The 24,941-nt window shown below is 65.7% G+C and carries 34 protein-coding genes; 23 read left to right on the top strand and 11 right to left on the bottom strand.

What is annotated here, in order from left to right; all coding sequences use genetic code 11:
- Nucleotides 1–103 precede the first annotated feature (103 nt).
- Genes ACXYN8_RS10285 through ACXYN8_RS10295 form a run of 3 tightly spaced genes read left to right on the top strand, consistent with a single transcriptional unit; the run spans nt 104 to nt 2,120 of the window.
- Complete coding sequence (locus ACXYN8_RS10285) at nt 104–271, top strand: hypothetical protein (RefSeq protein WP_458889347.1); 168 nt, start codon at nt 104–106, stop codon at nt 269–271.
- The gene (locus tag ACXYN8_RS10290) at nt 268–1,215 is read left to right on the top strand and encodes a hypothetical protein (protein ID WP_458889348.1); all 948 of its coding nucleotides are present in this window, start codon (nt 268–270) and stop codon (nt 1,213–1,215) included. Before ACXYN8_RS10285 ends, ACXYN8_RS10290 begins: the two co-directional genes overlap by 4 nt.
- On the top strand, nt 1,215–2,120 hold the full coding sequence (locus ACXYN8_RS10295) for a transposase (RefSeq protein ID WP_458889349.1): 906 nt from the start codon (nt 1,215–1,217) through the stop codon (nt 2,118–2,120). Before ACXYN8_RS10290 ends, ACXYN8_RS10295 begins: the two co-directional genes overlap by 1 nt.
- On the opposite strand, the gene ruvX is transcribed toward ACXYN8_RS10295, so the two are convergent.
- The 7 genes from ruvX to pyrE all read right to left on the bottom strand — a co-directional run bounded on the left by ruvX (nt 2,117) and on the right by pyrE (nt 7,563).
- Entirely contained in the window at nt 2,117–2,596 is a 480-nt protein-coding gene (gene ruvX / locus ACXYN8_RS10300) for a Holliday junction resolvase RuvX (RefSeq protein WP_458889350.1), read from the bottom strand. The genes ACXYN8_RS10295 and ruvX overlap by 4 nt on opposite strands.
- Entirely contained in the window at nt 2,578–3,786 is a 1,209-nt protein-coding gene (locus ACXYN8_RS10305) for a DUF3089 domain-containing protein (RefSeq protein WP_458889351.1), read from the bottom strand. The genes ruvX and ACXYN8_RS10305 overlap by 19 nt, the downstream gene beginning before the upstream one ends.
- A gap of 3 nt (nt 3,787–3,789) precedes the next feature.
- Nucleotides 3,790–4,881: an AI-2E family transporter gene (locus ACXYN8_RS10310; RefSeq protein WP_458889352.1), complete on the bottom strand. Its 1,092-nt coding sequence runs from the start codon at nt 4,879–4,881 to the stop codon at nt 3,790–3,792.
- A complete protein-coding gene (lepB, locus tag ACXYN8_RS10315) occupies nt 4,871–5,740 on the bottom strand; it encodes a signal peptidase I (protein ID WP_458889600.1) in 870 nt (289 codons plus the stop codon). The genes ACXYN8_RS10310 and lepB overlap by 11 nt, the downstream gene beginning before the upstream one ends.
- 23 nt (nt 5,741–5,763) lie before the next feature.
- Nucleotides 5,764–6,165: a holo-ACP synthase gene (gene acpS, locus ACXYN8_RS10320; protein ID WP_458889353.1), complete on the bottom strand. Its 402-nt coding sequence runs from the start codon at nt 6,163–6,165 to the stop codon at nt 5,764–5,766.
- 76 nt (nt 6,166–6,241) lie between these two features.
- Nucleotides 6,242–6,985 carry a pyridoxine 5'-phosphate synthase gene (locus ACXYN8_RS10325; protein WP_458889354.1) on the bottom strand — a complete coding sequence of 248 codons (744 nt, stop codon included), beginning with the start codon at nt 6,983–6,985 and terminating at the stop codon, nt 6,242–6,244.
- Nucleotides 6,982–7,563, bottom strand: a complete 582-nt coding sequence (gene pyrE, locus ACXYN8_RS10330; protein ID WP_458889355.1) for an orotate phosphoribosyltransferase — start codon at nt 7,561–7,563, stop codon at nt 6,982–6,984. Before pyrE ends, ACXYN8_RS10325 begins: the two co-directional genes overlap by 4 nt.
- Before the next feature lie 237 nt (nt 7,564–7,800).
- On the opposite strand from pyrE, the gene coxB reads away from it, so the two are divergent.
- From coxB to ACXYN8_RS10410, 16 genes are all read left to right on the top strand, one after another.
- Nucleotides 7,801–8,880, top strand: a complete 1,080-nt coding sequence (gene coxB / locus ACXYN8_RS10335) for a cytochrome c oxidase subunit II (protein WP_458889356.1) — start codon at nt 7,801–7,803, stop codon at nt 8,878–8,880.
- Nucleotides 8,881–8,910: 30 nt separating this feature from the next.
- Nucleotides 8,911–10,632 (top strand): cytochrome c oxidase subunit I, encoded by a 1,722-nt coding sequence (ctaD, locus tag ACXYN8_RS10340; RefSeq protein WP_458889357.1) that lies wholly within the window; start codon nt 8,911–8,913, stop codon nt 10,630–10,632.
- Between the two features lie 118 nt (nt 10,633–10,750).
- Nucleotides 10,751–11,674: a heme o synthase gene (locus ACXYN8_RS10345; protein WP_458889358.1), complete on the top strand. Its 924-nt coding sequence runs from the start codon at nt 10,751–10,753 to the stop codon at nt 11,672–11,674.
- A complete protein-coding gene (locus ACXYN8_RS10350; protein WP_458889359.1) occupies nt 11,674–11,823 on the top strand; it encodes a hypothetical protein in 150 nt (49 codons plus the stop codon). The genes ACXYN8_RS10345 and ACXYN8_RS10350 overlap by 1 nt, the downstream gene beginning before the upstream one ends.
- Nucleotides 11,823–12,374: a cytochrome c oxidase assembly protein gene (locus ACXYN8_RS10355; RefSeq protein WP_458889360.1), complete on the top strand. Its 552-nt coding sequence runs from the start codon at nt 11,823–11,825 to the stop codon at nt 12,372–12,374. Before ACXYN8_RS10350 ends, ACXYN8_RS10355 begins: the two co-directional genes overlap by 1 nt.
- An 83-nt stretch (nt 12,375–12,457) precedes the next feature.
- Nucleotides 12,458–13,324, top strand: a complete 867-nt coding sequence (locus ACXYN8_RS10360; protein ID WP_458889361.1) for a cytochrome c oxidase subunit 3 — start codon at nt 12,458–12,460, stop codon at nt 13,322–13,324.
- A 7-nt stretch (nt 13,325–13,331) separates the two neighbouring features.
- Nucleotides 13,332–13,718 carry a DUF983 domain-containing protein gene (locus ACXYN8_RS10365; RefSeq protein WP_458889363.1) on the top strand — a complete coding sequence of 129 codons (387 nt, stop codon included), beginning with the start codon at nt 13,332–13,334 and terminating at the stop codon, nt 13,716–13,718.
- Nucleotides 13,715–14,296, top strand: a complete 582-nt coding sequence (locus tag ACXYN8_RS10370) for an SURF1 family protein (protein WP_458889364.1) — start codon at nt 13,715–13,717, stop codon at nt 14,294–14,296. The genes ACXYN8_RS10365 and ACXYN8_RS10370 overlap by 4 nt, the downstream gene beginning before the upstream one ends.
- 51 nt (nt 14,297–14,347) lie before the next feature.
- The gene (thrC, locus tag ACXYN8_RS10375) at nt 14,348–15,748 is read left to right on the top strand and encodes a threonine synthase (RefSeq protein ID WP_458889601.1); all 1,401 of its coding nucleotides are present in this window, start codon (nt 14,348–14,350) and stop codon (nt 15,746–15,748) included.
- On the top strand, nt 15,748–16,647 hold the full coding sequence (locus tag ACXYN8_RS10380; RefSeq protein ID WP_458889365.1) for a class I SAM-dependent methyltransferase: 900 nt from the start codon (nt 15,748–15,750) through the stop codon (nt 16,645–16,647). The genes thrC and ACXYN8_RS10380 overlap by 1 nt, the downstream gene beginning before the upstream one ends.
- A gap of 10 nt (nt 16,648–16,657) precedes the next feature.
- Nucleotides 16,658–17,029, top strand: coding sequence for a dihydroneopterin aldolase (locus ACXYN8_RS10385; protein ID WP_458889366.1), 372 nt, complete (start codon nt 16,658–16,660; stop codon nt 17,027–17,029).
- Nucleotides 17,029–17,379, top strand: coding sequence for a Rossmann fold domain-containing protein (locus ACXYN8_RS10390; RefSeq protein WP_458889367.1), 351 nt, complete (start codon nt 17,029–17,031; stop codon nt 17,377–17,379). Before ACXYN8_RS10385 ends, ACXYN8_RS10390 begins: the two co-directional genes overlap by 1 nt.
- The gene (gene moaA, locus ACXYN8_RS10395; protein WP_458889368.1) at nt 17,376–18,383 is read left to right on the top strand and encodes a GTP 3',8-cyclase MoaA; all 1,008 of its coding nucleotides are present in this window, start codon (nt 17,376–17,378) and stop codon (nt 18,381–18,383) included. Before ACXYN8_RS10390 ends, moaA begins: the two co-directional genes overlap by 4 nt.
- A 1-nt stretch (nt 18,384) precedes the next feature.
- Complete coding sequence (locus ACXYN8_RS10400; RefSeq protein ID WP_458889369.1) at nt 18,385–18,627, top strand: MoaD/ThiS family protein; 243 nt, start codon at nt 18,385–18,387, stop codon at nt 18,625–18,627.
- On the top strand, nt 18,620–19,108 hold the full coding sequence (locus ACXYN8_RS10405) for a molybdenum cofactor biosynthesis protein MoaE (protein WP_458889370.1): 489 nt from the start codon (nt 18,620–18,622) through the stop codon (nt 19,106–19,108). The genes ACXYN8_RS10400 and ACXYN8_RS10405 overlap by 8 nt, the downstream gene beginning before the upstream one ends.
- A 64-nt stretch (nt 19,109–19,172) precedes the next feature.
- Nucleotides 19,173–19,637 carry a hypothetical protein gene (locus tag ACXYN8_RS10410; protein ID WP_458889371.1) on the top strand — a complete coding sequence of 155 codons (465 nt, stop codon included), beginning with the start codon at nt 19,173–19,175 and terminating at the stop codon, nt 19,635–19,637.
- A gap of 12 nt (nt 19,638–19,649) precedes the next feature.
- Here the strand turns inward: ACXYN8_RS10410 and ACXYN8_RS10415 are convergent, their stop codons facing one another.
- Complete coding sequence (locus ACXYN8_RS10415) at nt 19,650–20,300, bottom strand: Crp/Fnr family transcriptional regulator (protein WP_458889372.1); 651 nt, start codon at nt 20,298–20,300, stop codon at nt 19,650–19,652.
- A gap of 23 nt (nt 20,301–20,323) precedes the next feature.
- Nucleotides 20,324–20,827 (bottom strand): hypothetical protein, encoded by a 504-nt coding sequence (locus ACXYN8_RS10420; RefSeq protein WP_458889373.1) that lies wholly within the window; start codon nt 20,825–20,827, stop codon nt 20,324–20,326.
- Nucleotides 20,828–21,033: 206 nt separating this feature from the next.
- Here ACXYN8_RS10420 and rplU point away from each other — a divergent pair, with 206 nt between their 5' ends.
- The 3 genes from rplU (at nt 21,034) to ACXYN8_RS10435 (ending at nt 22,617) form a co-directional block, all read left to right on the top strand.
- Nucleotides 21,034–21,555 carry a 50S ribosomal protein L21 gene (gene rplU, locus ACXYN8_RS10425; RefSeq protein ID WP_458889374.1) on the top strand — a complete coding sequence of 174 codons (522 nt, stop codon included), beginning with the start codon at nt 21,034–21,036 and terminating at the stop codon, nt 21,553–21,555.
- A gap of 12 nt (nt 21,556–21,567) precedes the next feature.
- Nucleotides 21,568–21,837, top strand: a complete 270-nt coding sequence (gene rpmA / locus ACXYN8_RS10430; RefSeq protein ID WP_458889375.1) for a 50S ribosomal protein L27 — start codon at nt 21,568–21,570, stop codon at nt 21,835–21,837.
- A gap of 231 nt (nt 21,838–22,068) precedes the next feature.
- The gene (locus ACXYN8_RS10435) at nt 22,069–22,617 is read left to right on the top strand and encodes a GNAT family N-acetyltransferase (RefSeq protein ID WP_458889376.1); all 549 of its coding nucleotides are present in this window, start codon (nt 22,069–22,071) and stop codon (nt 22,615–22,617) included.
- Between the two features lie 27 nt (nt 22,618–22,644).
- On the opposite strand, the gene ACXYN8_RS10440 is transcribed toward ACXYN8_RS10435, so the two are convergent.
- Nucleotides 22,645–23,550, bottom strand: a complete 906-nt coding sequence (locus tag ACXYN8_RS10440) for a metal-dependent hydrolase (RefSeq protein ID WP_458889377.1) — start codon at nt 23,548–23,550, stop codon at nt 22,645–22,647.
- Between the two features lie 53 nt (nt 23,551–23,603).
- Between ACXYN8_RS10440 and ACXYN8_RS10445 the strand changes: the two genes are divergently transcribed.
- Nucleotides 23,604–24,206, top strand: a complete 603-nt coding sequence (locus ACXYN8_RS10445; protein WP_458889378.1) for a TetR/AcrR family transcriptional regulator — start codon at nt 23,604–23,606, stop codon at nt 24,204–24,206.
- Here ACXYN8_RS10445 and ygfZ read toward each other — a convergent pair.
- Complete coding sequence (gene ygfZ, locus ACXYN8_RS10450) at nt 24,203–24,940, bottom strand: CAF17-like 4Fe-4S cluster assembly/insertion protein YgfZ (protein WP_458889379.1); 738 nt, start codon at nt 24,938–24,940, stop codon at nt 24,203–24,205. The two genes, ACXYN8_RS10445 and ygfZ, sit on opposite strands and share 4 nt — an antisense overlap.
- Nucleotide 24,941 lies beyond the last annotated feature (1 nt).

Below are 24,941 nucleotides of genomic sequence, written 5' to 3' on the forward strand. Positions count from 1 at the left end.
ATTGTATGATTACAATTATTCAATTTCCACTCTTCGCATTGCTCCCGCACTTCTTGATGCAGGTCGGCACTTTCGTCCGGCCGCATTTGAGGGAGCAATATTGATGAATTTGCCCAAGATCAGCCTGGATAGCATTCCGGGCATAGACGCCGTCGCAGGCGTGTTCGGATCGATCAGCGGACCGGGATCGGACGACCGCATCGTGATCATCATGGTCTATGTCTATGAACAGGCGCCGCCGGACTCCTTCACTTCGGCGCTCTTCATGTGAGACAGCAGAGCGAAACGATGAAGCTGCGGGGCGATGCGGCCCCGCAGCACGAGGCCCAGCGCCTTGTCGCAGCGGCGCGAGCGCAATGGATGCAGCACGCCGTCATCGCCCCGGTGCTGGCCGATCTGCAGCGCTTCGGCGCGGGGTCGGATCTGGCGGAGTGCCCTCACCTGAATGGAGCACTGACATCGCTTGCCGCTGGAAGCGCCGTTGCCGGGGTCACGCTGGCGATCTTCGCGGCGTGTGTTTCGCAGGCGCCGCTCGGCATGGTGCCGTTTCGCCACGAAGTCACTCCGGAAGGCGCGACGCTGGTGCTCGCAGTGTCGGGCCAGAGCCAGCTGCTGCTGTGCCAGCGCGGGCGCGCCATGTGCGAGCCGGACTGCGTCACGATGAGCGATGTAGAGCGGCACGACCTCGTGCTGGCAGGCCGCGCCGAGGCTTTGATGTGCTGCCTGAAGGGAACGCGGCTGGAGACGAGGCCCATCGCGCTGGGGTCGGGATCGCAATTCCAGATCGCCGGTGGCGACAAGGGTATCGTCACCCGCCAGGTGCACGATCCGCTGGTTACCTTGCGCCTTGTCCGGCAACAGGCACAGTGCAAACCCACGCGGCAGATCGCGCTTGCAAGCGGCGCGGTGGTCGCGACCGCTCATGGGACGATGGCAGAGAGCCGCCGCAGGCTCGCCATCGACGTGCTCGCCGCGCTGCAGCATCCGCGCGCGGCCCAGACCCTGTCCGAAGAGGCCATGCAGGGCGACCCCGCGACACGGTGGGAGGCGCTGCGCCAATGCCTCGCACTGGACACGGGGCGGGGCTTCTCGACGCTGCAAAAAGTGTCCGACGAGGCCGATGATCCGCTGTCGGGTCAGGCACGGGCACTACGCGACCATCTGCTTGCCGCGCATCCGGTTCTTGCCACTCTGATCGAACGAAAGGCTGCGTGATGCCCAGAGTAATCGACTTGCCCGACACCGCCGCCTGCACTCTGGGCGAGTGCGTGGCTGCCATCGACGCATATGGCTTCGCGCCATGCGAGGAAGACAGCCTGCTCCATGCCGCCGGTTGGCTGAAGCGTTTGTCGGCCAACCGGGAGTTCCTCGGCGACATAATGGTCGACGAGTTGAAAAAGGCGCGCGACGGCGATGTCTCGCAGGCCTCGGCCTACGGACCGCAGGCGATCGTGCTTTCCTCGCACCACGAAGCGTTTTTCCTGCGCGCCAACATCTGGCCCGGCGCCGACGATGCCATGCTGAGGGCTGGGGGCATGGGCAGCTTCGTCTACGGCCTGCCGCACGATCACAATTTCGACTTTCTGACGGTGGGCTATTGCGGGCCGGGCTACTGGAGCGACTATTACGAGTACGATTACGGTGCGGTGCAGGGGTACGTTGGCGAGACTGGCGGGTTGCGCTTCGTCGAGACTTCGCAGCTCTCTCCCGGCAAGGTGATGCATTACCGCGCGCACCGGGACGTTCATCGCCAGCGTCCGGGGGAAAGTCTGTCGGTGTCGCTCAACGTGATGCATTCCAACCCGGCCCAGGGATGGCTCGACCAGTATGCTTTCGATCTGGAGAACGGCGCGGTGGCGGGAATCGTCAATCGCGGGAGCAGCGAAGCCCTGCTGCAAATCGGCGTCGCTCTGGGACACGAGGAGTGCCGGGACGTCGCGGCTCGCTTCGCGCGGTCGCACCCCAGCGACAGGATGCGATTGTCGGCGTGGACGGCGCTGGCCGAAAGCGAAGGTGATGCGCCAGCGCGCGATTCCACGTGGGCGCGGGCCGAACGGCTCGGCCCCCCGCTTGTCGCTCAGGAAGCCAAGGAGCGCCGCCGCGCGTTGGCAAATGCCTAGAACGCGGCGCCGGCCAGCGTGTCGATCGCGCCTTGCAGGATTACCGCCGCGGCGTGGCTGTCGATGCGCTCGGCGCGCTTGGCGCGGCTGAAGTCCTGGCCGATCATGTCGCGCTCTGCGCTGGCCGTGGACCAGCGCTCGTCCCACAGCAGCACCGGCAGGCCCAGTGCTGCGAGGTTGGCGGCATAGGCGCGGGCGGACTGGGCGCGCGGGCCGGAACTGCCGTCCATGTTGAGCGGAAGGCCGATCACGAACCCAGCTACGCGGCGCTGCTTCGCCAGCTCCTCCAGCAGCGCGCGGTCGCGGGAGAACTTGCCTCGCGGCAGGGTCTTGCCCGCGGTCGCGAACTGCCAGCCCGCATCGCAGAAGGCGGTGCCGATGGTCCGCGTGCCGAGGTCGAGCCCGATCAGCGCCCCGCCTGCCGGCAGCGCGTCGCGAAACTCCGCCGCGCTGGCGGTTACGGTTGCTGCGCCCATGCCTTCACCCGGCGCTCCACATCCGTGCGCAGATTGCTCCAGAAAAGCGGGATGTCGTAAACGTGGTAATTGTTGCCCGGCAGCACCGCGCTGCCCATTTCGGGCGGGTCGCCGATCAGCAGCAGGCCGCGCTCGTCGCAGCGTGCGGGCACCGCGCCTGCCACCAGTTCGCCGTCGCTGAGGTCTTCGTTCGGGACCAGCGTGCCGAGGTTGGCGCTGGCCTGCGCCTCTCCGCCGATGCGGCCCAGCAGCGGGTTGGAGCACACGATCATGTCGCTGCCGCGCGGCTGCCCGTCGAAGCCGATCGACTTGGCGTAGGTTTCCATCAGTTGTTCCGGCTCGGCGGGTTCGGCGAAGCTCGACCAGCTCATGATGCAGCCCGGCTGGTTCGCACTGGCGCAGGCGGGTGCGCCCAGCGCGGGTAGGTCATGCGTGACCGAGACGGGCCAGCCGACCGGATAGATCGCAGCAACGCGCGCTTGCAGCGGCGTGCCCGCCACGCGATCCTTCATCAGCCGCAGGATGTGCAGCGCGCCCTGACTGTGTCCGGCGATGACGATGGGCTTGTCCTCTCCCACGGTTGCGAGGAAATAGTCGAAGGCCTGCTCGACATCCCGGTAGGCCGCGTCGAGCGCCATCTGCGCTTCGGGCTTGTCGGTCAGGAAGGCGCCGATGCTGGCCTGGCGATAGCGCGGCGCCCAGATCTCCGCCTGGTCGAGCGCGAAGGGGCTGGCGAGACCACGCAGGAACAGCTGGGCGCGGTCGTTGGCAAGTTCGTTGTCGAGATCGGCGTTCCACTTCACTTCATCGCGGTAATTCACCGGGATGTAGCTGGTGGGGTGAACGAAGAAGACGGCGAAGTCCTGCGTCTGTTCGGCGGGCGCGTCAGTTTCCGTCTCCGCCTCGTCGTCCGCGACCGGGCCGAGCGTGCGCTCCGCCGCGGGCTGGTCTGTCGCGGCGGCGGTGGGCGGGGTCCAGCGGGTGACGTCGGCGTTGCCCATGCCGGGCCGCGCGAACCACATCGACGGGTCCTGGTAGGCGTTGTCGGCGAGCGGGTCCTGTTCGACGAATTCGGACTGGGGGACGAAGGCGATCTCCGTCAGTTCCTTCGACCAGATCCGCAGCGCGAACAGCCCTGCGATCACCAGCACGATCAGGATCGCGACGATATAGAGGAACTTGCGGGCCATGGGTCAGGCGTCTCCGGCAGCTGGGTCATCGCCCTGGCGTTCCGCCCGGCGTTCGAGCGCGGTCTTGAGCATGGCCATCAGCGGATCGGCAAGCGCCAGCCCGAGGATTCCGAACAATACCCCCAGCATAAGCTGCGCGGCGAGCACCAGCGCGGGCGCGAGGTCCACCGTCTTCTTGGCGATCATCGGGATCAGGATGTAGCCGTCGATCGTCTGCACCGCGACGTAGACGAAGATGGTGTAGAGGCCCATTTCCGGCCCCCCTGAAAAGCCCACCGTGATCATCAGCACGCCGGACACGAAAGCCCCGATGTTGGGAATGAAGGCAAGAAGGCCGGTAAGCAGGCCCAGAAGGGCCGCCATCGGCACGCCGTAAATCGCCAGCAGCGCCCAGGTGAATATCCCTTCCACCACCATGCCGAGCAAACGTCCGGCCATCAGGCGGCGCAACGTCGCGCCCATGCGCGATGCGGTGACGTAGAATTCCTCGCGCTGTTCGCGCGGGACGAACCACGCGACGCCGCGTTCGTAGAGCCGCGGATCGAGAGCGACGTAAATGCCGATGATGGTGATGAGCAGCAACGTGGTCAGGCCGCCGAACAGCCCGCCGATGGCGCGGGTGATTGTGCCGACGCCGCTGACCAGCTGCCCGGCCATGCCCCGCACTTCGTCCCAGCTGATCGCGATGCCGTTGCCCTGCGCCCAGGCGATGGCTTTCTCGGCTTGCAGGTTGATCGTCGCAGGCAGCTCACCCGCTTCCTGCGCGATCTGGGTGCCGGCGAAGATCACCAGCCAGATGAAGAAGGCAGCGACGCCCAGCAGCACGATAACGACACGCCACGTGCGTCCGATGTCCAGCACCCGCCCCAGCAGCCGTGCCCCGCCATCGAGCATGGCGGCAAGCACCAGTGCGCCGAAGATCACGAGAATGGATTGCGAGAGATAGATCGCGAGGATGACCCCGCCGACCACCATGCTCCAGATGAAGGCCTTGTGGACTTCGGAACGCGTGGCGGGATCGTCGATCCGCGTCGGGCTGTTGCCCACATCGTCTTTCCCGGCATCTTTCGCCGGGGGAGCGTCGCTATTCGGCATCCCTGTCGTTCCCTGCAACCCTTGAAGGGCGCAGGCTAGTCCACGCGCGGTCGGGGCGCAATGCGTCCCACCATGTCGCCGGGTTCCAGCCGAGGCTGCCGTCGAGCGAGAAGGTGATGAATTCCGCTCGTCCGCCGACGCTGGTCAGCGGCACCGGCCCGCCGAGGCCATTGTCGAACGGTTCGGCCAGCGCGCGGCTGTCGGACGAATGATCGCGGTTGTCGCCCATCAGGAAGACGTGGCCGGCCGGAATGGTGATCTCGTCCATGTCGTCCAGCCGCTGGCGCAGATGATCGACGACGACGTAGCTTGCGCCATTGGGCATTGTCTCGCGCAGGGCGGGCATTTCGCAGACCGGCGCGCCGCCCACCTCCTGCTTCAGGCCGGGATAGTCACCGCTGTTGCAGGGCGCATTGCCATCCACTGCCACGCGAAGGTCGGGCACGACGTCCTGCGGCACAGGCTTGCCGTTGAGTACGATCTGGCCGTTCTTCAGCGCGATCCGGTCGCCGGGCAGGGCAACGACGCGCTTGATGTAATCCTCTGCCCGGTCGGGCGGCACGGCGATGACGATGTCGCCATATTCGGGCACGGCGGGCGCGATGTGCCAGTCGCTGCGCGGGAGGACGTGGAAGCTCGCGGAGACCCAGCTCCAGCCGTAGGGATATTTGCTCACCACCAGCCGGTCGCCGACCAGCAGGTTCGGCATCATGCTCTCCGACGGTATGTAGAACGGCTTGGCGATGAAGGTGTGGAACCCCAGCACCGCGAGCAGCATCAGCGCCAGCCCGCGAATTTCAGCGAGCCAGTCGATCGGGGCGTCTTCTTCCGTGGTGGTCTTCGGCGCGGATCGGAACATGGACAGGGAAACGGAAGGGGAGTTCACGCGCGCACGGCCTCGATTATCACGAAAGCCTGCGCCCATGGGTGGTCATCGGTGAGCGTGAGGTGAATGACGACCTCGTGCCCGGCGGGGGTCAGCGCGTCGAGCCGCGCCTTCGCGCCGCCCGATAGCGCCAATGTCGGCGCGCCGGAAGGGGCGTTGACGACGCCGATGTCCTTCATGAATACGCCGCGCTTGAACCCGGTGCCGACCGCCTTGCTAAACGCCTCCTTCGCGGCGAACCGCTTGGCATAGGTGCCTGCCTGCGTGTGCGGCCGCCGCGCGGCCTTGGCATTCTCGATCTCCGTGAAGACACGCGCCGTGAACCGCGCTCCGAAGCGGTCCAGCGAGTTCTGGATGCGCTCGATATTGCAGAGGTCGGAGCCGAGGCCGATGATCATGGAAGGACTTCGTTCCACGCGACGATCCGGTCGATCGCCTTCGCGGCCCATCGCGTCGATACGGTCAGCACGAACCTCACCGCGCGTCGTCCATCAGTTCGCGCATCCGCAGGACGGCGGGTTCGAGACCGGAGAAGATCGCCTCTCCTATAAGGTAGTGCCCGATGTTGAGCTCGGCCAGTTGCGGAATGGCGGCGATGGGCTGGACGTTCTCGTAGGTAAGGCCATGGCCGGCGTGCGGCTCGATCCCGTTTTTGGCGGCGAGGGCGGCCATGTCGGCGATGCGGCGCAGTTCGACCGCGACTTTCTCGCCCGAGGCATGGGCATATTCGCCGGTGTGGAATTCCACCACCGGCGCGCCGAGGCGCAGCGCGGCGTCGAGCTGGCGTTCGGACGCCTCGATGAACAGGCTGACGCGAATGCCCGCCTCCTTGAGCCTGTCGACGATCGGGACCAGCCGGTTGTGCAGGCCTGCGGCGTCCAACCCGCCCTCGGTCGTCACTTCCTCGCGCTTCTCGGGCACGATGCAGGCGGCGTGCGGGCGATGGGCGAGGGCAATGGCCAGCATCTCGTCGGTCGCCGCCATCTCGAGGTTGAGCGGAAGGTCAGTCGCGTCCTGGATGCGCTTGAGATCGTCGTCGCGGATATGGCGGCGGTCCTCGCGCAGATGCGCGGTGATGCCGTCCCCGCCGCAGGCCGCGACGATCTCCGCCGCGCGAACCGGGTCGGGATGGTCGCCACCGCGGGCGTTGCGGATTGTCGCGACGTGATCGATGTTCACGCCGAGCCGCAGCTTGCCAGGGGCGTGAACCGCGCTCACGCCTTGCGGCTGCCCGGCTTGGTTACGGGCACGGCCCTGAGATCGGCAGGCACTTCGTCCGGCGCGTAGGTCGGGAAGTTGATCTCGACCAGCGAGACGTAAGGCACGCCGAGGTCCGCCTGCCCCGCCGAGCGGTCGACAACCGAGCAGGCGGCGATGACCGTCGCGCCCGCACCCTCGACGGCCGCGATTGCTTCGCGGCTGGAAAGACCGGTGGTGACGACGTCCTCGACCAGCAGAACTTTCTCGCCCTGTTCTATGTCGAAGCCGCGACGCAGTTCGAAGGTGCCGGAGGGGCGCTCCACGAAAATTGCGTCCTTGTTCAGCGCGCGGCCCATCTCGTGACCGATGATGATGCCGCCCATCGCGGGCGAAACCACCTTGTCGACAGCGCTGCGGAGTTCGCGCGGCAGCTTCTGGCACAGCGCCACCGCCAGCCGCGCGGCGCGTTCCGGGTTCATCAGTACGCGCGCGCATTGAAGGTAGTGCGCGCTATGGCGGCCGGAGGAGAGTTTGAAATGTCCTTGGAGCAATGCGTCGGCTGCGCGGAATTCCTGCAGCACTTCTTCTTCGGTCATGTAAATTTCGATCCCTGCTGAATGGCTCGCCCCGCATAGCCGTTACGGCACCCGCGCGCGCTTGCAACTGTCGCAAGCCACCTTGCCCAAAAATCTCCCTAGAACCGCTTGAGGCATGGGGCAACCGCGCGTATAGGCCGCCCCCAAGCGCCCCTGACGGGGGTGGGGAATCACAAGTAAGCGGAAAGCATCAGAACGATGAAATTCGGCGATATCGCCCGGGGCCCGGCCCGTTTGATGACCATTTTGACGGCGGGTTTTGCGCTGGCTCTCGGCGCTCCGGCGCTGGCTCAGGACGAAGCGGCTGCGGCTGCTCCGACCACCAGCACGACCGTCGCGCCGGCGCAGGTCGATGCCACCGCTGCCGAAACGGCGGATGCTGCGGCCACCACGGCCGATGCAGCCGCGACCGGCGGTTACACCCCGCTTGGCCCCGACATGATCAAGGGCCAGCCCGTCGATGGCCGGATCACCTTCCAGGACCAGTATTCGCCGACTGGCGAACAGGCGATCTGGATGCACGACGTCATCCTGCTGCCGGTGATCTTCGCGATCAGCCTGCTGGTTCTTTTCCTGCTGCTGTGGGTGATGGCGAAGTATCGCAAGAAGGCCAATCCGGTGCCTTCCAAGACGAGCCACAACACGCTCATCGAAATCATCTGGACCTTCGTGCCGGTGGTTATCCTGCTGGTCATCGCGGTCCCTTCGATCCAGCTCCTGCTCGCGCAGTACAAGAGCCCGGAAAAGGACGCGCTGACCGTCAAGGTCAATGGCTACCAGTGGTACTGGGGCTACGAATATCCCGACAACGGCGGGTTCGAGGTTCTCTCGAACATGCTGGATGAGGCAGAGGCGATCAAGCGTGGCGAGCCGGCCCAGCTGGCAGTCGACAATCGCATGGTCGTGCCGGTCGGCGAGGAAATCCGCATCCAGACCTTCGGCAAGGACGTGATCCACTCCTTCGCCGTGCCCTCGCTGTGGTTCAAGCTGGATGCCGTTCCGGGCCGCATCAATGAAAAGAAGTTGTTCATCAAGGAACCGGGCATCTACTACGGCCAGTGTTCGGAACTGTGCGGCGCGCGCCATGGCTATATGCCGATCGCCGTCGAAGCCGTTCCGCGTCCGCAGTTCGAAGCCTGGCTCGCCAGCAAGGGTGGCACGGTTCGCGGCGCTGACGAAGAAGCCGCACCCACCACCGGGCTCGACACCGAACAGGTCGCTCCGGCCTCGGCGGAAGAAGGCGCTCCGGCGGCAGGTGAAGCTCCGACGCAAGACACCGCACCGGGCGTTCCGGGCGCGATGACGACCGGCAACTGATTTCAAACGACACGTTCAAGGTACGATACGATGGCCACCACCGCGGACAACTTCACGGCTCACGACGCAAGCCACGATCACGCGCATGATCACGACCACAAGCCGTCGTTCTTCGCGCGCTGGTTCATGTCGACGAACCACAAGGATATCGGCACGCTCTACCTGATCTTCGCGATCATCGCCGGTATCGTCGGCGGTGCGATTTCAGGCCTGATGCGCGCCGAGCTGGAGCAGCCTGGCATCCAGGTGCTGGGCCACGTCGCGTCCTTCCTGAACGGCGGTTCCTTCGATTTCGACCAGGCGCTGCACACCTGGAACGTGCTGATCACCGCGCACGGCCTCATCATGGTGTTCTTCATGGTCATGCCCGCCATGATCGGTGGCTTCGGCAACTGGTTCGTCCCGCTCATGATCGGCGCGCCGGACATGGCCTTCCCGCGCATGAACAACGTCAGCTTCTGGCTGACCGTCGCGGGCTTCTCCAGCCTGATGATGTCGATGTTCTTCTCGGGCGGCGTCGGCATGGGTGCCGGTACCGGCTGGACGGTCTATGCGCCGCTTTCGACCAGCGGGTCGGTCGGTCCGGCTGTCGACTTCGCGATCTTCGCGCTCCACCTCGCAGGTGCGGGCTCGATCCTCGGGGCGACCAACTTCATCACGACCATCTTCAACATGCGTGCGCCGGGTATGACCCTGCACAAGATGCCGCTGTTCGTTTGGTCGATCCTGGTCACTGCATTCCTGCTGCTGCTGGCGCTGCCGGTGCTGGCTGCCGCAATCACGATGCTGCTGACCGACCGTAACTTCGGCACGACCTTCTTCGATCCGGCAGGCGGCGGCGACCCGATCCTCTACCAGCACCTGTTCTGGTTCTTCGGTCACCCCGAAGTTTACATCATGATCCTGCCGGGCTTCGGCATGATCAGCCAGATCGTCGCGACCTTCAGCCGCAAGCCGGTGTTCGGCTACCTCGGCATGGCCTACGCCATGGTCGGCATCGGCGTGATTGGCTTCATCGTGTGGGCGCACCACATGTACACCGTCGGTCTCGACGTGAATACGAAGATGTACTTCACGGCCGCCACGATGCTGATCGCAGTGCCGACCGGCATCAAGATCTTCAGCTGGATCGCGACGATGTGGGGCGGCAGCCTGGAGTTCAAGTCGCCCATGGTCTGGGCGCTGGGCTTCATCTTCCTGTTCACCGTGGGCGGTGTGACCGGCGTGGTCCTGGCCAACGGCGGGATCGACGACAACCTCCACGACACCTATTACGTGGTGGCGCACTTCCACTACGTGCTGTCGATGGGCGCCGTGTTCTCGATGTTCGCCGGGTTCTACTACTGGTTCCCGAAGATGAGCGGGCGCTGGCACTCCGAACTGCTGAGCCACATCCACTTCTGGCTGTTCTTCATTGGCGTGAACGTGATCTTCTTCCCGCAGCACTTCCTGGGCATGCAGGGTATGCCGCGCCGCTATCCGGACTACACGCCGGCCTATGCCTTCTGGAACGAAGTCTCGAGCTTCGGTTACCTGATCGTCATGGTCTCGGTGCTCGTGTTCTTCATCAACCTCGTCTACGCCTTCACCGCAGGCAAGAAGGCGGAAGCGAACTACTGGGGCGAAGGCGCAACGACGCTCGAATGGAGCCTGTCGAGCCCGCCGCCGTTCCACCAGTTCGAAACGCTGCCGGTGATCGAAGATCACCACACGGCGGACGATCACATCAGCCCGCAGCCGGCCAAGGCCTGATGGCGTGGCTGCGGGCGGCAGCGATGCGGCCCGCGGGGTGACAGGCGACAGGACAGGCGACGGGGGCGTTCCGACAGCGGAGCGCCCCCTTCGACCCGATAACCGACCGACGAACGACATGAGTGCAACCGCAAACCCTTCCGTTCAGGCCCTGCCGGCCGACTGGCGCGACTTCTACGCGCTGACCAAGCCGCGCGTGATGACGCTTGTCATCTTCACCGGCCTGTGCGGATTGCTGGCTGCGCCCGGCTCGATCCATCCCGTGCTGGGTTTCACCGCCGTGCTGTGCATTGCGCTGGGCGCGGGCGGGGCGGCAGCGCTGAACATGTGGTGGGAAGCGGATATCGATGCGGTGATGAAGCGCACGGCCAACCGTCCGCTTCCGCAAGGGCGCCTGTCGCGCACCGACGCCCGCGACTTCGGCGTCGCGCTTTCGGCGATGTCGGTGATGGTCATGGGCCTGGCGGTCAACTGGCTGTCGGCGGCAATTCTCGCCTTCTCGATCGTCTACTACGCCGTCATCTACACCATGTGGCTGAAGCCGCGTACTCCGCAGAACATCGTCATCGGCGGCGGCGCCGGGGCGTTTCCGCCGCTGATCGGCTGGGTCGCGGTGACGGGCGACGTCACGCTGATGCCGGTGTTGCTGTTCGCCATCATCTTCTTCTGGACGCCGCCGCATTTCTGGGCGCTCGCGCTGTTCGTGAAGAGCGATTACGCCAAGGCAGGCATCCCCATGCTGCCGGTCGTCGCTGGCGAGAAGGCGACCCGCCAGCAGATCCTGATCTATGCCGTCGTTCTGGCACCGATCGCGCTGGCACCGTGGTTCATCGGCGGCGCGGGCGTGATCTATGGCGTGGCAGCCGCGTTGCTGTCTGCCGCGTTCGTCGTGCTGTCCGCGCAGGTCGGCCTGCGTCGCTCGGCGCCGGGAGACCGGATGCTGCCGGAAAAGCGGCTGTTCGGTTTTTCCATCCTCTACCTGTTCGCGCTGTTCGGCGCGCTGGTGGCGGACCGCCTGCTTGCTGCGCAGGGAGTGATCTGATGCAACCCACCGAACCCCATCGCGACCCCGACTTCGACAAGGAAGTCGCGCGCCGCCGCAAGTCGCGCAACATCGCGCTGGGCCTGCTGCTCGGTTTCTTCGTGGTGCTGTTCTACACCATCACCATCGTGCGGATCGGAGGCCAGTGATGGCGAACGCGGCTCCGGCAATCGATTCGCGCAATCGCACCGCGCTGCTCGCACTGGCGGGCGCGCTGGCCATGCTCGGCCTGGGCTATGCTGCGGTGCCGCTCTATCAGCTGTTCTGCCAGGCCACCGGTTTCGGCGGGACGACCCAGCGCGTGACCGAAACAGAAGCGGCCGGCGTGAAAGTCACCGACGTTCCGATTTCCATGCGGTTCGACGGCAGCACCGCGCGCGATATGCCGTGGAGCTTCGCGCCCGAACAGCGGACGCAGGAACTGACCTATGGGGAACGCAAGATCGCGTTCTTCACGGCGAGGAACAACTCCGTCCAGCCCGTCACCGGCACCGCGACCTTCAATGTCGAGCCGGAGCAGGCAGGGCGGTACTTCAACAAGATCCAGTGTTTCTGCTTCACCGAACAGCGGCTGGAGCCGGGGCAGGAAATGCGGATGCCGGTGATCTACTACGTCGATCCCGCCGCGCTGGACGACGAGAACATGAAGGACGTGGAGCAGATCACGCTCAGCTACACGTTCCACCGTGCATTGGATTAGGGCACTGGATTAAGGCATGAAGCGGCTGGACCGGCGCGCGGCAGCGCAGTAAGGCCCGGCCCGAAAGCGAACAGGAAATTACGATGGCTGGCGCAAAGACACACGACTATCACATTCTGCCGACCGACCCCTGGCCGATCATCGGCTCGCTGTCGGCGCTGACCTTCACGACCGGTATGGTGTTCTTCATGCACGATCTGGCCTTCGCCAGGCCCGTGCTCGTCGCCGGCCTGATCGGCCTGGTCTTCACCTTCTACAGCTGGTTCAGCAACATCGTGCGCGAAGCGCAGGCGGGCGATCACACGCCGGTCGTGCAGTTGCACATGCGCTACGGCATGATCCTGTTCATCGCATCGGAAGTGATGTTCTTCGTCGGCTGGTTCTGGAGCTGGTTCGACTTCGCGCTGTTCCCCGCACCGGTGGAAATCGTCGACGGTATCGCCAACAACATGATCGGACAGGACGGCGCAGCCGCCCTGCTCAGCTTCCCGCCCAAGGGGTTGGAAGTGCTCGATCCGTTCGATCTTCCGCTGCTCAACACGCTGATCCTTCTGTGTTCGGGCACCACGGTCACCTGGGCGCACCACTCGCTGATTCACGGTGATCGCGACGGGCTGAAGAAGGGCTTGTGGGCGACCGTCCTGCTGGGCGCACTGTTCTCCGCCATTCAGGCCTACGAATACAGCCACGCGGGCTTCGGTTTCGGCGGCAACACCTACAGCTCGGCCTTCTACATGGCGACCGGGTTCCACGGGTTCCACGTGCTGATCGGCACGATCTTCCTGATCGTCTGCCTCGTCCGCACCTACAAGGGCCACTTCACCCCGCGCCAGCACTTCGGCTTCGAAGCGGCGGCGTGGTACTGGCACTTCGTCGACGTGGTGTGGCTGTTCCTCTTCGTCGCCGTCTACATCTGGGGCGGCTGGGGCGCACCGATCGCCGCGCATTGACCCGTTGGTGAGCGACAGTTCCGAAACACCAGAAGGGCAGCCCGCCAAGCGCGAGGCTGCCCTTCTCGGTTTGTGCCCCCGGTGCGGAGAGCGCACGCTGTTCGCCGGGATGGTGAAGTTCGCACCCAGGTGCGGCAATTGCGGGCTGGACTTCGACCAGTTCAACGTGGGTGACGGGCCGGCGGCATTTCTGATCACCATTGTCGGCGGGATCGCGAGCGCACTCGCCATCTGGGTGGAAATCGCCTTTGCCCCGCCGTTCTGGCTGCACATAATCCTGTGGGTGCCGCTGGTGTTCGGCCTGACGGTGGGCGGCCTGCGCATCGGCAAGGGCTGGCTGCTGCAACAGGAATACCGCAACCGCGCGAGAGAAGCGGGGTCGCGAGACTTATGAGCCTGCCGCGCTTTCCCCTGATACCAACGGTCGTGGTGATCGCCGCTGTGGCGACGATGATTGCGCTCGGCTTCTGGCAGCTTGGCCGCAAGGGCGAGAAGGAGGCCCTGATCGCCCGCTACGACGCCGCAATGCAGGCCGATACTGAGGTGCCGTTCCCGCTGACCGGCGAGGGGGAGGGGCTGCTGTTCCATCGCAGCACCGTCGACTGCCTGCGGGTCGTGTCGATCCAGCCGACATCCGGTCGCAGCGCGGCGGGCGAAAGCGGTTGGGCGCAGCGCGCCTCCTGCGAGGTCTATCGCGGCGAGGCGCCCGTCACCGTCGACATCGGGTGGAAGCGTGATCCGCAGCCTGCCCAGTGGCAGGGCGGGGAGGTCGCAGGGATCATCGCGCCCGGGCCGCGCCTGATCGCAAGCGAAGCCGTCGCGCCGGACCTCCAGCCGCTCGCCGCGCCATCGCCTGACGAACTGCCGAACAACCACCTCGCCTATGCGGGGCAATGGTTCTTCTTCGCGCTGGCCGCGCTGGTGATCTACGTGCTGGCGCTCAAGCGACAACAACGCGGTTCGGGCCGCTAAAGCGCCTCTTGCTTGCCCACTGCCGCAGGCGCGGCTAACCGCGCTGGCAGCATGGAATACATCTCCACCCGCGGCGCGGCTCCAGCGCTCGATTTCGAAGGCGTCACGCTGGCCGGGCTGGCCGGCGATGGCGGGCTCTACCTGCCGCGCGAATGGCCAGGCTTCACGCAAGGCGAAATCGCGGCGATGCGCGGGCTGCCATACGCGCAGCTTGCCGCGCGGATCATGCAGCCGTTCGTCGCGGGCAGCCTGACCGACGAGGAACTCCTGGCCCTGTGCGAGCAGGCCTATGGCAGCTTCGCGCATGACGCGGTCACGCCGCTCGCCCAACTGACCGAACAGCACTGGCTGCTGGAGCTGTTCCACGGCCCGACGCTGGCGTTCAAGGACGTCGCGCTGCAATTACTCGGACTGCTGTTCGAGACGTTCCTTGCGCGGCGCGGCAGCAATCTGACCATCGTCGGCGCGACCAGCGGCGACACCGGCAGCGCGGCCATTCACGCAGTCGCCGCGCGCGAAGGCGTGCAGATATTCATGCTTCATCCCAAGGGGCGGGTCAGCGACATCCAGCGCCGCCAGATGACGACGATGCGCGCGCCAAACGTCTTCAACATCGCGATCGAAGGCAGCTTCGACGACGCGCAGGCGATGGTGAAGCGGATGTTCGGCGACCCGGAGATGAACACGCGGTTCAACATCGGTGCGGTGAATTCGATCAACTGGGCGCGGCTGATGGCTCAGGTGGTCTATTACTTCGCCGCCGCCCTGCAACTGGGCGGGCCGGAGCGAAAGGTCGCCTTCAGCGTGCCGACGGGCAATTTCGGAGATGTGTTCGCCGGATATGTCGCGGCGAAAATGGGCCTGCCGATCGAGAGGCTCGTGGTGGCAACCAACGTCAACGACATTCTCGACCGCGCAATCCGCAAGGGCGACTATTCGACCGGCAGCGTAACGCCCACCATCACGCCGTCGATGGACATCCAGGTTTCCTCCAATTTCGAACGCCTGCTGTTCGACGCCGGCGGGCGCGACGGCGCCGCCCTGTCGGGGCAGATGGGCGCGTTCGAACAGGCCAGGGCCATGCAGCTCACCAATGCCCAGCGCGAAGGCATGTCGGCGCTGTTCACCAGCGTCGCCGTCAGCCCCGAAGAAACTTCCGCCGCGATGCATTGGGCGCATGAGCACACCGGGCAGATCATCGATCCGCACACCGCCGTCGGCCTCCATGCCGCACGCCATCTGGACAGCGGGGCGGACGTGCCGGTCGTGACCCTCGCCACCGCGCACCCGGCCAAGTTCCGCGGCGCGGTGGAGCGGGCGACCGGTGTGCGTCCGACGATACCTGCGCGGATAGGCGACCTTTTCGGGCGGGAGGAGGAGTATTCCGAACTCCCCGGTACTTACGACGCGGTACGCGATTTCGTGGCGGAGCGCGCCACCCCGGCTGCCTGATGGCCCAGCTTATCGCACAGCCGCAGCTGATGGTGGGCGAAGGGTGGGACGGCTATCGCTTGCTCGATTCGGGCGACGGGCGGAAGCACGAAAGTTTCGGCCACTACAGCTTCATTCGCCCCGAACCGCAGGCCATGTGGTCCCCGCGCGACGCCAGCGAATGGGGCTGGGAAGCGCATAGCGAATTCATTCCCGGTGCGGACGAGGATGGCGGTGGTCGCTGGACCGAATCCGCTAGCCTGCCGCCCGAAGGCTGGCCGCTGGCGTGGGACGATGTGCGCTTCACGGCCCGCCCGACGCCATTTCGCCACCTCCAGTTCTTCCCCGACATGGCGCCGGTGTGGAGCTGGATGCGCGACCAACTGGGCGATCGCACCGATGCGGATACGCTCAACCTGTTCGGCTACACCGGCGTCGGCTCGCTTGCGCTGAGCCGCCACGGACGCGTGACGCATGTCGATGCGAGCAAGAAGTCGGTGGCGCAGGCCCGCGAGAACGCCGTGCTTTCGGGTATGGAAGATCGCCCCATCCGCTGGCTGGTAGACGACGCGATGAAGTTCGCTGCGCGCGAGGTGCGACGGGGCAATCGCTACGACGGCATCATTCTCGACCCGCCCAAGTTCGGACGCGGCCCGAAGAACGAAACGTGGCGCATTGAGGAAGGGCTGGGGGAGCTGGTCGGCCATTGTGCCGCACTGCTCGATGCGGACAGCCGCTTCCTGTTCCTGACGGTCTATGCCGTGCGGATGAGCAGCCTGTCGCTCGGCGGGCTGCTGGAAGAAAAACTGCGCCACCTTCCCGGCGTGATCGAACACGGCGACCTGGCGGTGAAGGAAGTGGGTGAACGCGCGCGAATGCTGCCCACCGCGATCTTCGCGCGCTGGTCGATTCCGGGCTAAGGCATTGAGTATGAGCGATTCGCTGACCCTCCAGCTTGCCGAGTTCGAGCATGACGTGCTGACCGGCATCTATTCGGAAGAAACCGGCAAGGCCCAGCCGCTGCGTTTCACCATCGACGTCGCGCTGAGGCCGCTCGACCGCTACGATCCCGACACGCCGCTGGCCGACAGCAAGAACTACATGGATTTGAAGTTTGCCGCGTCGGATGCACTGCCGCCGGGGGTGCATTTCAAACTGGTCGAATCGGTCGCCGACCACATCTGCGAAACGCTGTTCCTCCAGGATACCCGCGTGCTGGCGGTCACGGTGAAGATCGTGAAGCTGGCGATCAGCGAGGCGGGCGAGCAGATCGGCATAACGTTGCATCGCCAACGGCGCTGATGGCGGGTCAGAAGGTCTTGAGGATTACCGGATTGGGAAGCGATCCGGTGGCGGCTTCGGCAACGTTTCACGCCGAATGGCTGATGCACATCGCACAGGTCATGGATCAGGGCCCGGAAAGTCTGGTCCTGATTTTCGAGCTGGCGGATCACACCCATCGCGACTGGCAGCTCGCCGTCGTGCGCAGCCTCGCACGCACGCATTCCCCGGTCCGGGTGAACGCGGTTGCAGGCGAAGCGGATTCGGTCGCTGCGGCCCTGCTGTATCTGGAAGCGGCGCCGGGTATTACCGGCCAGTACCTCATGCTGGATAGCCAAGGTGCAGGAGATGCGGTAGCTTCGCTCGCGTGACGTGCCGCCAGCCCCTCGTCGACAGCTTTGCCCGGCGCATCAGCTACCTGCGCCTTTCGGTGACGGACCGCTGCGACCTGCGCTGCGCCTACTGTATGCCCGAGGCTATGCGCTTCCTCCCGCGCGCCGAAGTGCTGAGCCTTGAGGAACTGCACCGCCTCGCGCTGGCCTTCATCGCGCGCGGTGTGACCAAGATCCGCCTCACCGGTGGGGAGCCGCTGGTGCGGCGCGACATGATCGACCTCGTCACCGCGTTGGGACGGGAGATCGGCCCAGGCGGGCTCGAGGAGCTGACGCTCACCACCAATGGCACGCAGCTCGCGCGTTTCGCGACCGATTTGCACCGCGCCGGCGTGCGGCGGGTGAACGTCTCGCTCGACACGCTCGATCCCGACGTCTTCGAGACGCTGTCGCGGCGCGACCGGCTGAAGGACGTACTCGTCGGCATCGCGGCAGCGAAGGAAGCTGGCCTCAAGGTCAAGCTGAACACCGTGGCGCTGAAAGGCACGAACGAGCGCGAGATACCGGACATCGTCGCCTGGGCGCACGAGCGTGGCCACGACGTCACATTGATCGAGGTGATGCCGCTTGGCGAGGTCGAGGCCGACCGGATCGACCAGTATCTGCCGCTGACGGCGGTACGCGACGAGCTGGAGCGGCGCTGGACCCTGACCGACACCGGCGATCGCACGGGCGGCCCTGCGCGCTATGCCGCGGTGGCCGAAACCGGAGGGCGGATCGGCTTCATCACACCGCTCACCAGCAATTTCTGCGCCGGGTGCAACCGGGTGCGCGTGACAGCGACCGGGCAGCTCTACGCCTGCCTCGGCGGGGCGGAGCAGGTCGACCTTCGTGCAGCCCTGCGCTCCGACGATCCCGAGGCGGGTATCGTCGCGGCGCTGGATATGGCGATGGCGATCAAGCCGGAGCGGCATGCGTTCGACAATTCGGAACGCGGCGCCGCGCCTGCCCAGCCGCGCCATATGTCGGTAACGGGCGGCTGACATGGCGGTGAGTTTGCTGTTCCTCGGCCCGTTGCAGGACTGCGAGGGAGCTGCCGAACGCAGCGTCGACGCGCCGCTCGATTGGCAAGGGCTGCTCGCCGCCGTCGCCCCGGCCACAGCCGAGCAATTGCGGCTCGACCGGGTGAATGTCGCCTGCGCCGGGCGCGTGCTGGCCGACAAGACCGCGTTGCTGGCGCAGGACGGAGACGAGGTGGCGCTGCTGCCGCCGGTCAGCGGTGGCTAGGCTCACGCTCTCGACACCTGCCGATGTGCGCCTGCTGACCTCCGGCCTCTCTGCGGGAGAGGCACTGGCGGCCTTCAACGCCGCGAACCCGCAAGCGGGCGGCATTGCCAGCTTCGTCGGCAAGGTGCGGCCCGATGGCGATGTGAAGACGCTCGAACTCACGCATTACGAACCTTTGACGCTAAGCGGGATGGAGGCGCTGGCCGCTTCGGCGCAGCAGCGCTTCGCCCTCGACGGGGTGCTCGCCTGGCACCGGGTCGGCACGATGCAGCCGGGCGAGGCAATCGTGCTGGTCGCGGCCGCCGCACGGCACCGGCGCGGGGCGTTGGACGCGGTCGATTACCTGATGGATCATCTCAAGTCGCGCAGCTGGTTCTGGAAGCGCGAGCGGCGCGCGGACGGCTGGCACTGGATCGCGCCGCGCGCGGACGATCACGCAAGCTTGGCCGCGTGGGAAGCTACGGAAATTCACACAATTTGATCTGCATCAAGGTTCGTCGCGCGAATCGGGAGCATAACCGGCTCATCGAACAGGAGACGATCCGATGAGCAAGCTGATGACCCGCGAACTGGTGGCCGACAAGGCGATCGTCCACGCCGAGTTGCGAGCGGCGCCCGCCATATTCCCTGCGCCTGCACCTGCACCTGCGCCGGTGGCCGACCGCACGTTCGAGATGCCGCACGGTATCTATGTCGCCATGCTCGGCCTGTTCCTCGGCTTTCTCGCCACCATGGCCATTGCGCTCCCCTCTCCGGAAATGGTGCTGCCGATGGTGATCTTCGCAGTGTTCGTGCTCGGCTTCTTCGGTGTGCCCGCCCTCTGGGTTCGCATGGCGCCGGAACGGAACGGCTCCAGGGCGAGTAGCTGGGATGCCTTCCTGCGCAACGGCATCATGACCAGCACCGGGCCCTGCACCGGCAAGGCTGCCGCGATCCAGGCGCTGATTATCCCGGTGGTGGTGTTCGGCTGGGGCCTGGCAATCGTCGCCATCCGGGCGATCGTCAGCTGATCACATCCGGTGTCACGCAGCAAAGGCGGCGGGGTCGAGAATTTCGATCCCGCGTCTGCCGTTGCGGCGGATCGCGCCGCTTTTCTCCAGCTCGCCGATCTGGCGGCTGACGGTCTCGATCGTAAGGCCGAGCATACTGGCCATCTCGCTGCGGGAGAGCGGCAGGTCGAGCCGGGTCGCGGCATGGCAGGGCGAATCGCTCGCCGCCTGCGCCAGTGCGGACAGCAGCCCGACCACGCGGTCGCGTGCGCTGTTCTTCGCAGCCAGCGCCGAAAGCTCGCGCGCGGCGAAGAGATCCTCCTCGCGCCGCCGCAACAAGGCGCGGCTTAGCGCGGGATGCCGTTCCAGCGCGCGGTCCATGTCGGAGCGTGCGAAAAGGCACAGCTCGCTGTCGGTCAGCGCGACGACGTCGTGACGCGCGAAAGGGACGAACAGCTCTCCGGTAAAGCCCGCCGGATGGATCAGCGCGAGGATATGCTCGGTTCCGTCCTCGTCGGTGGAGCAGACCTTCAGCGCCCCCTTCGTCAGCGTGGCGCAGGCCTGCGCTTCCTCGCCAGCGATGAACAGGGTTTCGCCGCGCGCCAGCGTGCGACTGCGGCCCGAGCGGGCGAGTGTCTCGCGCTCATCTTCCGACAGGACCGAGCAAGCCGCGCTGTCGCGCACCGGGCATCGCTCGCACGAGAGCTTCACCGGCCGATCTGCCGCGCAACGCCTTCGATGGACGCCTCCTCCTGCTCCGAAAGGGCGAGCGCTTCGGCATGAGCGGAGGCGATGGCACCGGGTTCCAGCCCCGCGAGGCTGACTTCGGCCAGCAGCGTTTCCAGTTCCGCCAGCGGTTCGAGCAGCTCGGTGTGCGTGCTGTCGAGCGTTGCGAGTTGCACCAGCGCCGTTCCCTGTGCGGGGGAAGCCACGTCGCCGCGACCGCCCGCAGCGCTGGCTGCCTGACGTGCGCGGGCGAGGGCGGCGAGGAATCGCTCATGCGCCGCGCGCGCCTCGCCCAGCAGCACGTCCGCGCGCGCCAGGTCGGCCGGGTCGGCGGTGGGTGCAGGCTCCGGTTCGGGCGGCGGGGCGGGATTCGCCGCGGCGCGTTCCACGTCGCGAATCGCTAGGCTGGGATAGGCATCGGACGATCCCGCGCAGGCGCTCAGGACGAGCATCGCGGCGAGCAGGGCAGGGGTGGGGCGCGTCATGGCAATGTTCCTTAGCACCGGAACGCTTGCAATCCATCGCTTCCACCCACAAATTCACGCGAGAACAGGCCAAGCGGCGTTGACAGCGGCGCGGACGTGTCCTAACGGCTCCCCTCTTTCCGGCGCCCTTGTGGCGCCTCCTTGTCGTTCGTTTCCGGTCATCGGGATGTATGGAACGGCAGTCAAAACGAACGGATGGAAGTACCATGTTCGCAGTAGTGCGCACAGGCGGCAAACAGTATCGGGTGGCCGCCGGAGACAAGATCGCGGTGGAAAAGCTGGCTGGCGAAGCGGGCGATACCGTCACGCTGGGCGATGTCCTGCTTGCCGGTGAAGGCGACAGCATGGCCGACGCTGCCAAGGTGACGGTTTCGGCAGAAATCATCGCTCAGGCGAAGAGCGAAAAGGTTCTCGTCTTCAAGAAGCGCCGCCGCCACAACTATCGCCGCAAGAACGGGCACCGCCAGCAGATGACCCTGCTGCGCATCACGCAGGTGGGCGATTCGAAGGCCGAGAAGAAGGCCGCTCCGAAGAAGGAAGAGGCCAAGGTGGCCGACGCCGACGTCGCTGCAGTGGAAACCAAGGATACCGCCAAGGAAGCCAAGGCCACTGCCAAGAAGGCAGAGCCGAAGAAGACCGCAGCGACCCAGAAGGCTGCTGACGACAAGGCTCCGGCGAAGAAGGCTCCTGCCAAGAAGGCAGCGGCCAAGAAGACCGACACAAAGTAAGGATCACGAACGATGGCACATAAGAAAGCAGGCGGTTCTTCGCGCAACGGTCGCGATTCAGCCGGTCGTCGTCTCGGCGTGAAGAAGTTCGGCGGTCAGGAAGTGATCGGCGGCAACATTATCGTGCGCCAGCGCGGCACGAAGTTCTACCCGGGCACCAACGTGGGCATGGGCAAGGACCACACGCTGTTCGCGCTCGGCGCCGGCCGCGTCCGCTTCCACGATGGCAAGCTCGGCCGCAAATACGTGTCGGTAGACGTAATGGCGCAAGCCGCGGAATAATCGGACGCTCCGTGAAAGGGATCGTCCAGACAGGACGGTCCCAGCCGGTCTAACGACCCGGCAGACGAAGAGGGAGATGGGACTTTCCTGTGAATGCAGGGGGTCCGTCTCCCTCTTGTCGTTTCTCCCTCTTCGAAAAATTCGCGCGGCGAAAATTTCTGCTCGCCGCAATGCAATTGTCACGCGGCCGGCCTAGGAGCCCGGCGCGTGGAGACACGAGGAGAGAATGCGATGTTCCACCGTACAGACAGGCTGTTCCTGCGGCCGATCTTCCCAGAAGACTGGCCTGCCATTCTCTCCGGCATCGCGGAGCTGCCGATCGTGCGCAATCTCGCGCAGGCGCCGTGGCCTTATGCCGAGGCCGATGCCCGCGCCTTTGCCGCGCGCACGCCGGATCCCGCAATGCCGACCTTTGCCGTGACGCTGCCGTCCCCCGACGGCGGGGCGCAATACATCGGGCAGATCGGCTTCGTCGAACACGCCGGCGAATTGCAGATCGGTTACTGGTTCGCGCGCGAATACTGGAACCACGGCTACGCGACCGAGGCCGCTTGCGGGCTCATCGAAATTGCCCGGATGATGGGCATGAAGCACCTGGGCGCCGTGCACTTCGTCGACAATCCGGCGTCGGGTGCGGTGCTGCGCAAGGCGGGCTTCAAGCCGACCGGGCAAAGCTCCAAACTGCACAGCGTCGCGCGGGGCCGAGCCGATCCTTGCCTCCACTACGCGATCGACCTGGCAGGAGATTGCTGCCCGACTGAATGGAAGCGCGCCGCCTGATACCGGGCGGCGCGCGCCGTTTGAGGCTCAGTGCGCGGGCAGCAAGGCGTCGCGGAACTCGCCTTCGTACTTGCCGATCAGTTCGCGATCGTCGTGGTCCCACGGGTGGAAGCCGGGGCGGAAATAGGCGAGCCAGGACGGGAATATTCGCCGCACCACGCCCGGCGTGACGGTGAGGTACTTGAACAGGCCCCAGCGCGCTTTCCAGCCGTTGATACCGTCCTGCGCAAGAAGGCTGATCGTGTCGATCCAGCGGTTCTTGAAGAAGCGCCCGGTAACCAGCAGCATCACCAGGCTGCGGACCCGCCAGCGGCGCCACGCCGTCCAGTCTTTGGTCGCGTGGTTCCAGGTGTCGTAGGCGACGCCCTTGTGCTCGATTTCCTCGACCGCGTGCCAGCGCCACATGTCGCGGACCTCGGCATCGGCGGCGGCGAAGTGGGCGGGGTTGGCAAGGAATTCATGCGCCATCATCGCCGTGTAGTGTTCCAGCGCCATGGTTACGGCGAGATTGGCGATCGGCGGGCGACCCTTGGTCAGCGCGAGCAATTGTTCGACCCGCCTGTCGATCGCCTTGATGTCGTAGCCGTGATCTTCGGCCAAGCGATTGAAGGCGATGTGTTCGCGCGTGTGGTTGATTTCCTGCTTCACGAACGCGCGGATCTCGGCCTCCAGCCTGGGGTCGGCGCCATCGCCGGCCTTGGGGCGATGCGCCTTCACCGCCTCGATGAAGAACGCCTCGCCACGCGGAAAAGTGGCGGAAAGGGCATTGTGCCAGGCGGTGCCGAATGGTTCGCCCGCCCACCAGCGGCGTGGCATCGCCTCGCGATTGAACCGCTCGTCCCGCACCGTCAGGGTGAGGTCATCCGGCGCCTTTCGCGCGCGCTTGTCCGCAGGTGTCTTGCGGTCTAGATCGAGGGCGGCGGGGGCATTCATGACGATAATCCTCGGCAAAAATCTGTGTCTCCAAGGTAGTCTTACTTACATCAATGTCAATAAGGAAGCGATTGTCGCCTGAGGAAAGCCGTACCGCCGCGCTGGAGGCGGCGCGCGGATTGCTGATCGAGGCAGGGCCGCAGGCCGTCACGCTGAAGGCGGTGGCAGCGCGCGTGGGGCGGACCCATGCCAATCTGCTGCACCATTTCGGATCGGCCGCGGGGTTGCAGAAGGCGCTGGCGGGCTATCTCGCCGGGACGGTGTGCGACACCATCGGCGATGCCGTCCGCGCGAGCAGGGCGGGGATCGGCTCCCCGCGCGAAGTGGTCGACCTGACCTTCGACGCGTTCGACCGCGAAGGTGCGGGCGCGCTGGCAAGCTGGATGCTGCTGACGGGCAACGAAGACGCGCTCGACCCGATCATCGAGACGATCCACGAACTGGTCGACGAACTCGCGCCTGAAGAGGCGGACGCGCATGGCGGGGTAATGCTGGTCCACCAGGACACGCTCGCCCTGGTGCTGATGGCGCTGGGCAATGCGCTGATGGGCAAACCGCTCGCCAAGTCGCTGAAACTGCCGGAAGACAGCGCCCGCGACCTCGCCGAACGGATGCTGACCGAAGGCCTCGAGCGGAACGGGGCGGAGCCGGCCTAATCCTCCGCCGAATTGAGCGTCATCCACGCCGGAACGAACTCTGCCGGAATGTCGTCCACCCGTAGGTGATCGACCGCAAAGCCAAGCGCCGGGTAAGCGGCCTTGCGGCGCTTTTCCTGTGATCGATCGAGCGGCACGACAATCAGGCGGCGGTTGATCTTCTGCCGCCAGTTCATCCGCGCCGTGTTTTCCTGCCCGACGTAGCAGCCCTTGGTGAAGCTGACGCCGTTCAATTCGGCAGCATTTGTCTCGAGCCAGAGAATGTCGCCCAGCTCCTCCGCGCCTTCCGGCACGCCCAGCGAAAGCCGGTGGGCGAGGTAGGCGTCGTCGGCTCCCGCGTCGCTCTCCGCAACAGGGGCGAGCCAGCGCTGGCCAAGTGCGGGCAGACGGGGATCGCGCGCGCCGCCGTCACCTTGCTCGGCCTGCCAGTGAACGCCGACGTGCGGGTCCACGGCGATCGCGATTTTGCGGCGCAGGCGATACAGCGATAGCCGTTTTGCCAGCGCTTCGGCCTGCGATGCCTCGCAATCGAGCAGCAGGGCGCCGTCGCCCGCCGGCCACACGATCATGTCGAACATCGCCTTGCCCTGCGCGCTCAGCAATCCGGCATAGGCGGGCAGCGTGCCGCCGACATCGTTGGTCACCAGACCTTGAAGAAACGCCCTGACGTCCTCGCCCTCCACTTCAGGGGTGAGGCGGATCACGGCGCGGTCGAACAGTCTGGTGGCGGTCATG

Source organism: Altererythrobacter sp. CAU 1778, assembly GCF_054482795.1.

Excerpts from the sequence above, each read along its gene's own strand:
- ACXYN8_RS10285 (WP_458889347.1), top strand. The coding sequence starts at position 104 with ATGAATTTGCCCAAGATCAGCCTGGATAGCATTCCGGGCATAGACGCC.
- ACXYN8_RS10360 (WP_458889361.1), top strand. The coding sequence starts at position 12,458 with ATGGCTGGCGCAAAGACACACGACTATCACATTCTGCCGACCGACCCC.
- lepB (WP_458889600.1), bottom strand. The coding sequence starts at position 5,740 with ATGTTCCGATCCGCGCCGAAGACCACCACGGAAGAAGACGCCCCGATC.
- thrC (WP_458889601.1), top strand. The coding sequence starts at position 14,348 with ATGGAATACATCTCCACCCGCGGCGCGGCTCCAGCGCTCGATTTCGAA.
- ACXYN8_RS10305 (WP_458889351.1), bottom strand. The coding sequence starts at position 3,786 with ATGGCCCGCAAGTTCCTCTATATCGTCGCGATCCTGATCGTGCTGGTG.
- rpmA (WP_458889375.1), top strand. The coding sequence starts at position 21,568 with ATGGCACATAAGAAAGCAGGCGGTTCTTCGCGCAACGGTCGCGATTCA.
- ACXYN8_RS10310 (WP_458889352.1), bottom strand. The coding sequence starts at position 4,881 with ATGCCGAATAGCGACGCTCCCCCGGCGAAAGATGCCGGGAAAGACGAT.
- ACXYN8_RS10390 (WP_458889367.1), top strand. The coding sequence starts at position 17,029 with ATGGCGGGTCAGAAGGTCTTGAGGATTACCGGATTGGGAAGCGATCCG.
- ygfZ (WP_458889379.1), bottom strand. The coding sequence starts at position 24,940 with ATGACCGCCACCAGACTGTTCGACCGCGCCGTGATCCGCCTCACCCCT.
- rplU (WP_458889374.1), top strand. The coding sequence starts at position 21,034 with ATGTTCGCAGTAGTGCGCACAGGCGGCAAACAGTATCGGGTGGCCGCC.
- coxB (WP_458889356.1), top strand. The coding sequence starts at position 7,801 with ATGACCATTTTGACGGCGGGTTTTGCGCTGGCTCTCGGCGCTCCGGCG.
- ACXYN8_RS10350 (WP_458889359.1), top strand. The coding sequence starts at position 11,674 with ATGCAACCCACCGAACCCCATCGCGACCCCGACTTCGACAAGGAAGTC.
- ACXYN8_RS10345 (WP_458889358.1), top strand. The coding sequence starts at position 10,751 with ATGAGTGCAACCGCAAACCCTTCCGTTCAGGCCCTGCCGGCCGACTGG.
- ACXYN8_RS10420 (WP_458889373.1), bottom strand. The coding sequence starts at position 20,827 with ATGACGCGCCCCACCCCTGCCCTGCTCGCCGCGATGCTCGTCCTGAGC.
- ctaD (WP_458889357.1), top strand. The coding sequence starts at position 8,911 with ATGGCCACCACCGCGGACAACTTCACGGCTCACGACGCAAGCCACGAT.
- pyrE (WP_458889355.1), bottom strand. The coding sequence starts at position 7,563 with ATGACCGAAGAAGAAGTGCTGCAGGAATTCCGCGCAGCCGACGCATTG.
- ACXYN8_RS10370 (WP_458889364.1), top strand. The coding sequence starts at position 13,715 with ATGAGCCTGCCGCGCTTTCCCCTGATACCAACGGTCGTGGTGATCGCC.
- acpS (WP_458889353.1), bottom strand. The coding sequence starts at position 6,165 with ATGATCATCGGCCTCGGCTCCGACCTCTGCAATATCGAGCGCATCCAG.
- ACXYN8_RS10380 (WP_458889365.1), top strand. The coding sequence starts at position 15,748 with ATGGCCCAGCTTATCGCACAGCCGCAGCTGATGGTGGGCGAAGGGTGG.
- ACXYN8_RS10435 (WP_458889376.1), top strand. The coding sequence starts at position 22,069 with ATGTTCCACCGTACAGACAGGCTGTTCCTGCGGCCGATCTTCCCAGAA.
- ACXYN8_RS10410 (WP_458889371.1), top strand. The coding sequence starts at position 19,173 with ATGAGCAAGCTGATGACCCGCGAACTGGTGGCCGACAAGGCGATCGTC.
- ACXYN8_RS10355 (WP_458889360.1), top strand. The coding sequence starts at position 11,823 with ATGGCGAACGCGGCTCCGGCAATCGATTCGCGCAATCGCACCGCGCTG.
- ACXYN8_RS10295 (WP_458889349.1), top strand. The coding sequence starts at position 1,215 with ATGCCCAGAGTAATCGACTTGCCCGACACCGCCGCCTGCACTCTGGGC.
- ACXYN8_RS10440 (WP_458889377.1), bottom strand. The coding sequence starts at position 23,550 with ATGAATGCCCCCGCCGCCCTCGATCTAGACCGCAAGACACCTGCGGAC.
- ruvX (WP_458889350.1), bottom strand. The coding sequence starts at position 2,596 with ATGGGCGCAGCAACCGTAACCGCCAGCGCGGCGGAGTTTCGCGACGCG.
- ACXYN8_RS10385 (WP_458889366.1), top strand. The coding sequence starts at position 16,658 with ATGAGCGATTCGCTGACCCTCCAGCTTGCCGAGTTCGAGCATGACGTG.
- ACXYN8_RS10400 (WP_458889369.1), top strand. The coding sequence starts at position 18,385 with ATGGCGGTGAGTTTGCTGTTCCTCGGCCCGTTGCAGGACTGCGAGGGA.
- ACXYN8_RS10445 (WP_458889378.1), top strand. The coding sequence starts at position 23,604 with ATGTCAATAAGGAAGCGATTGTCGCCTGAGGAAAGCCGTACCGCCGCG.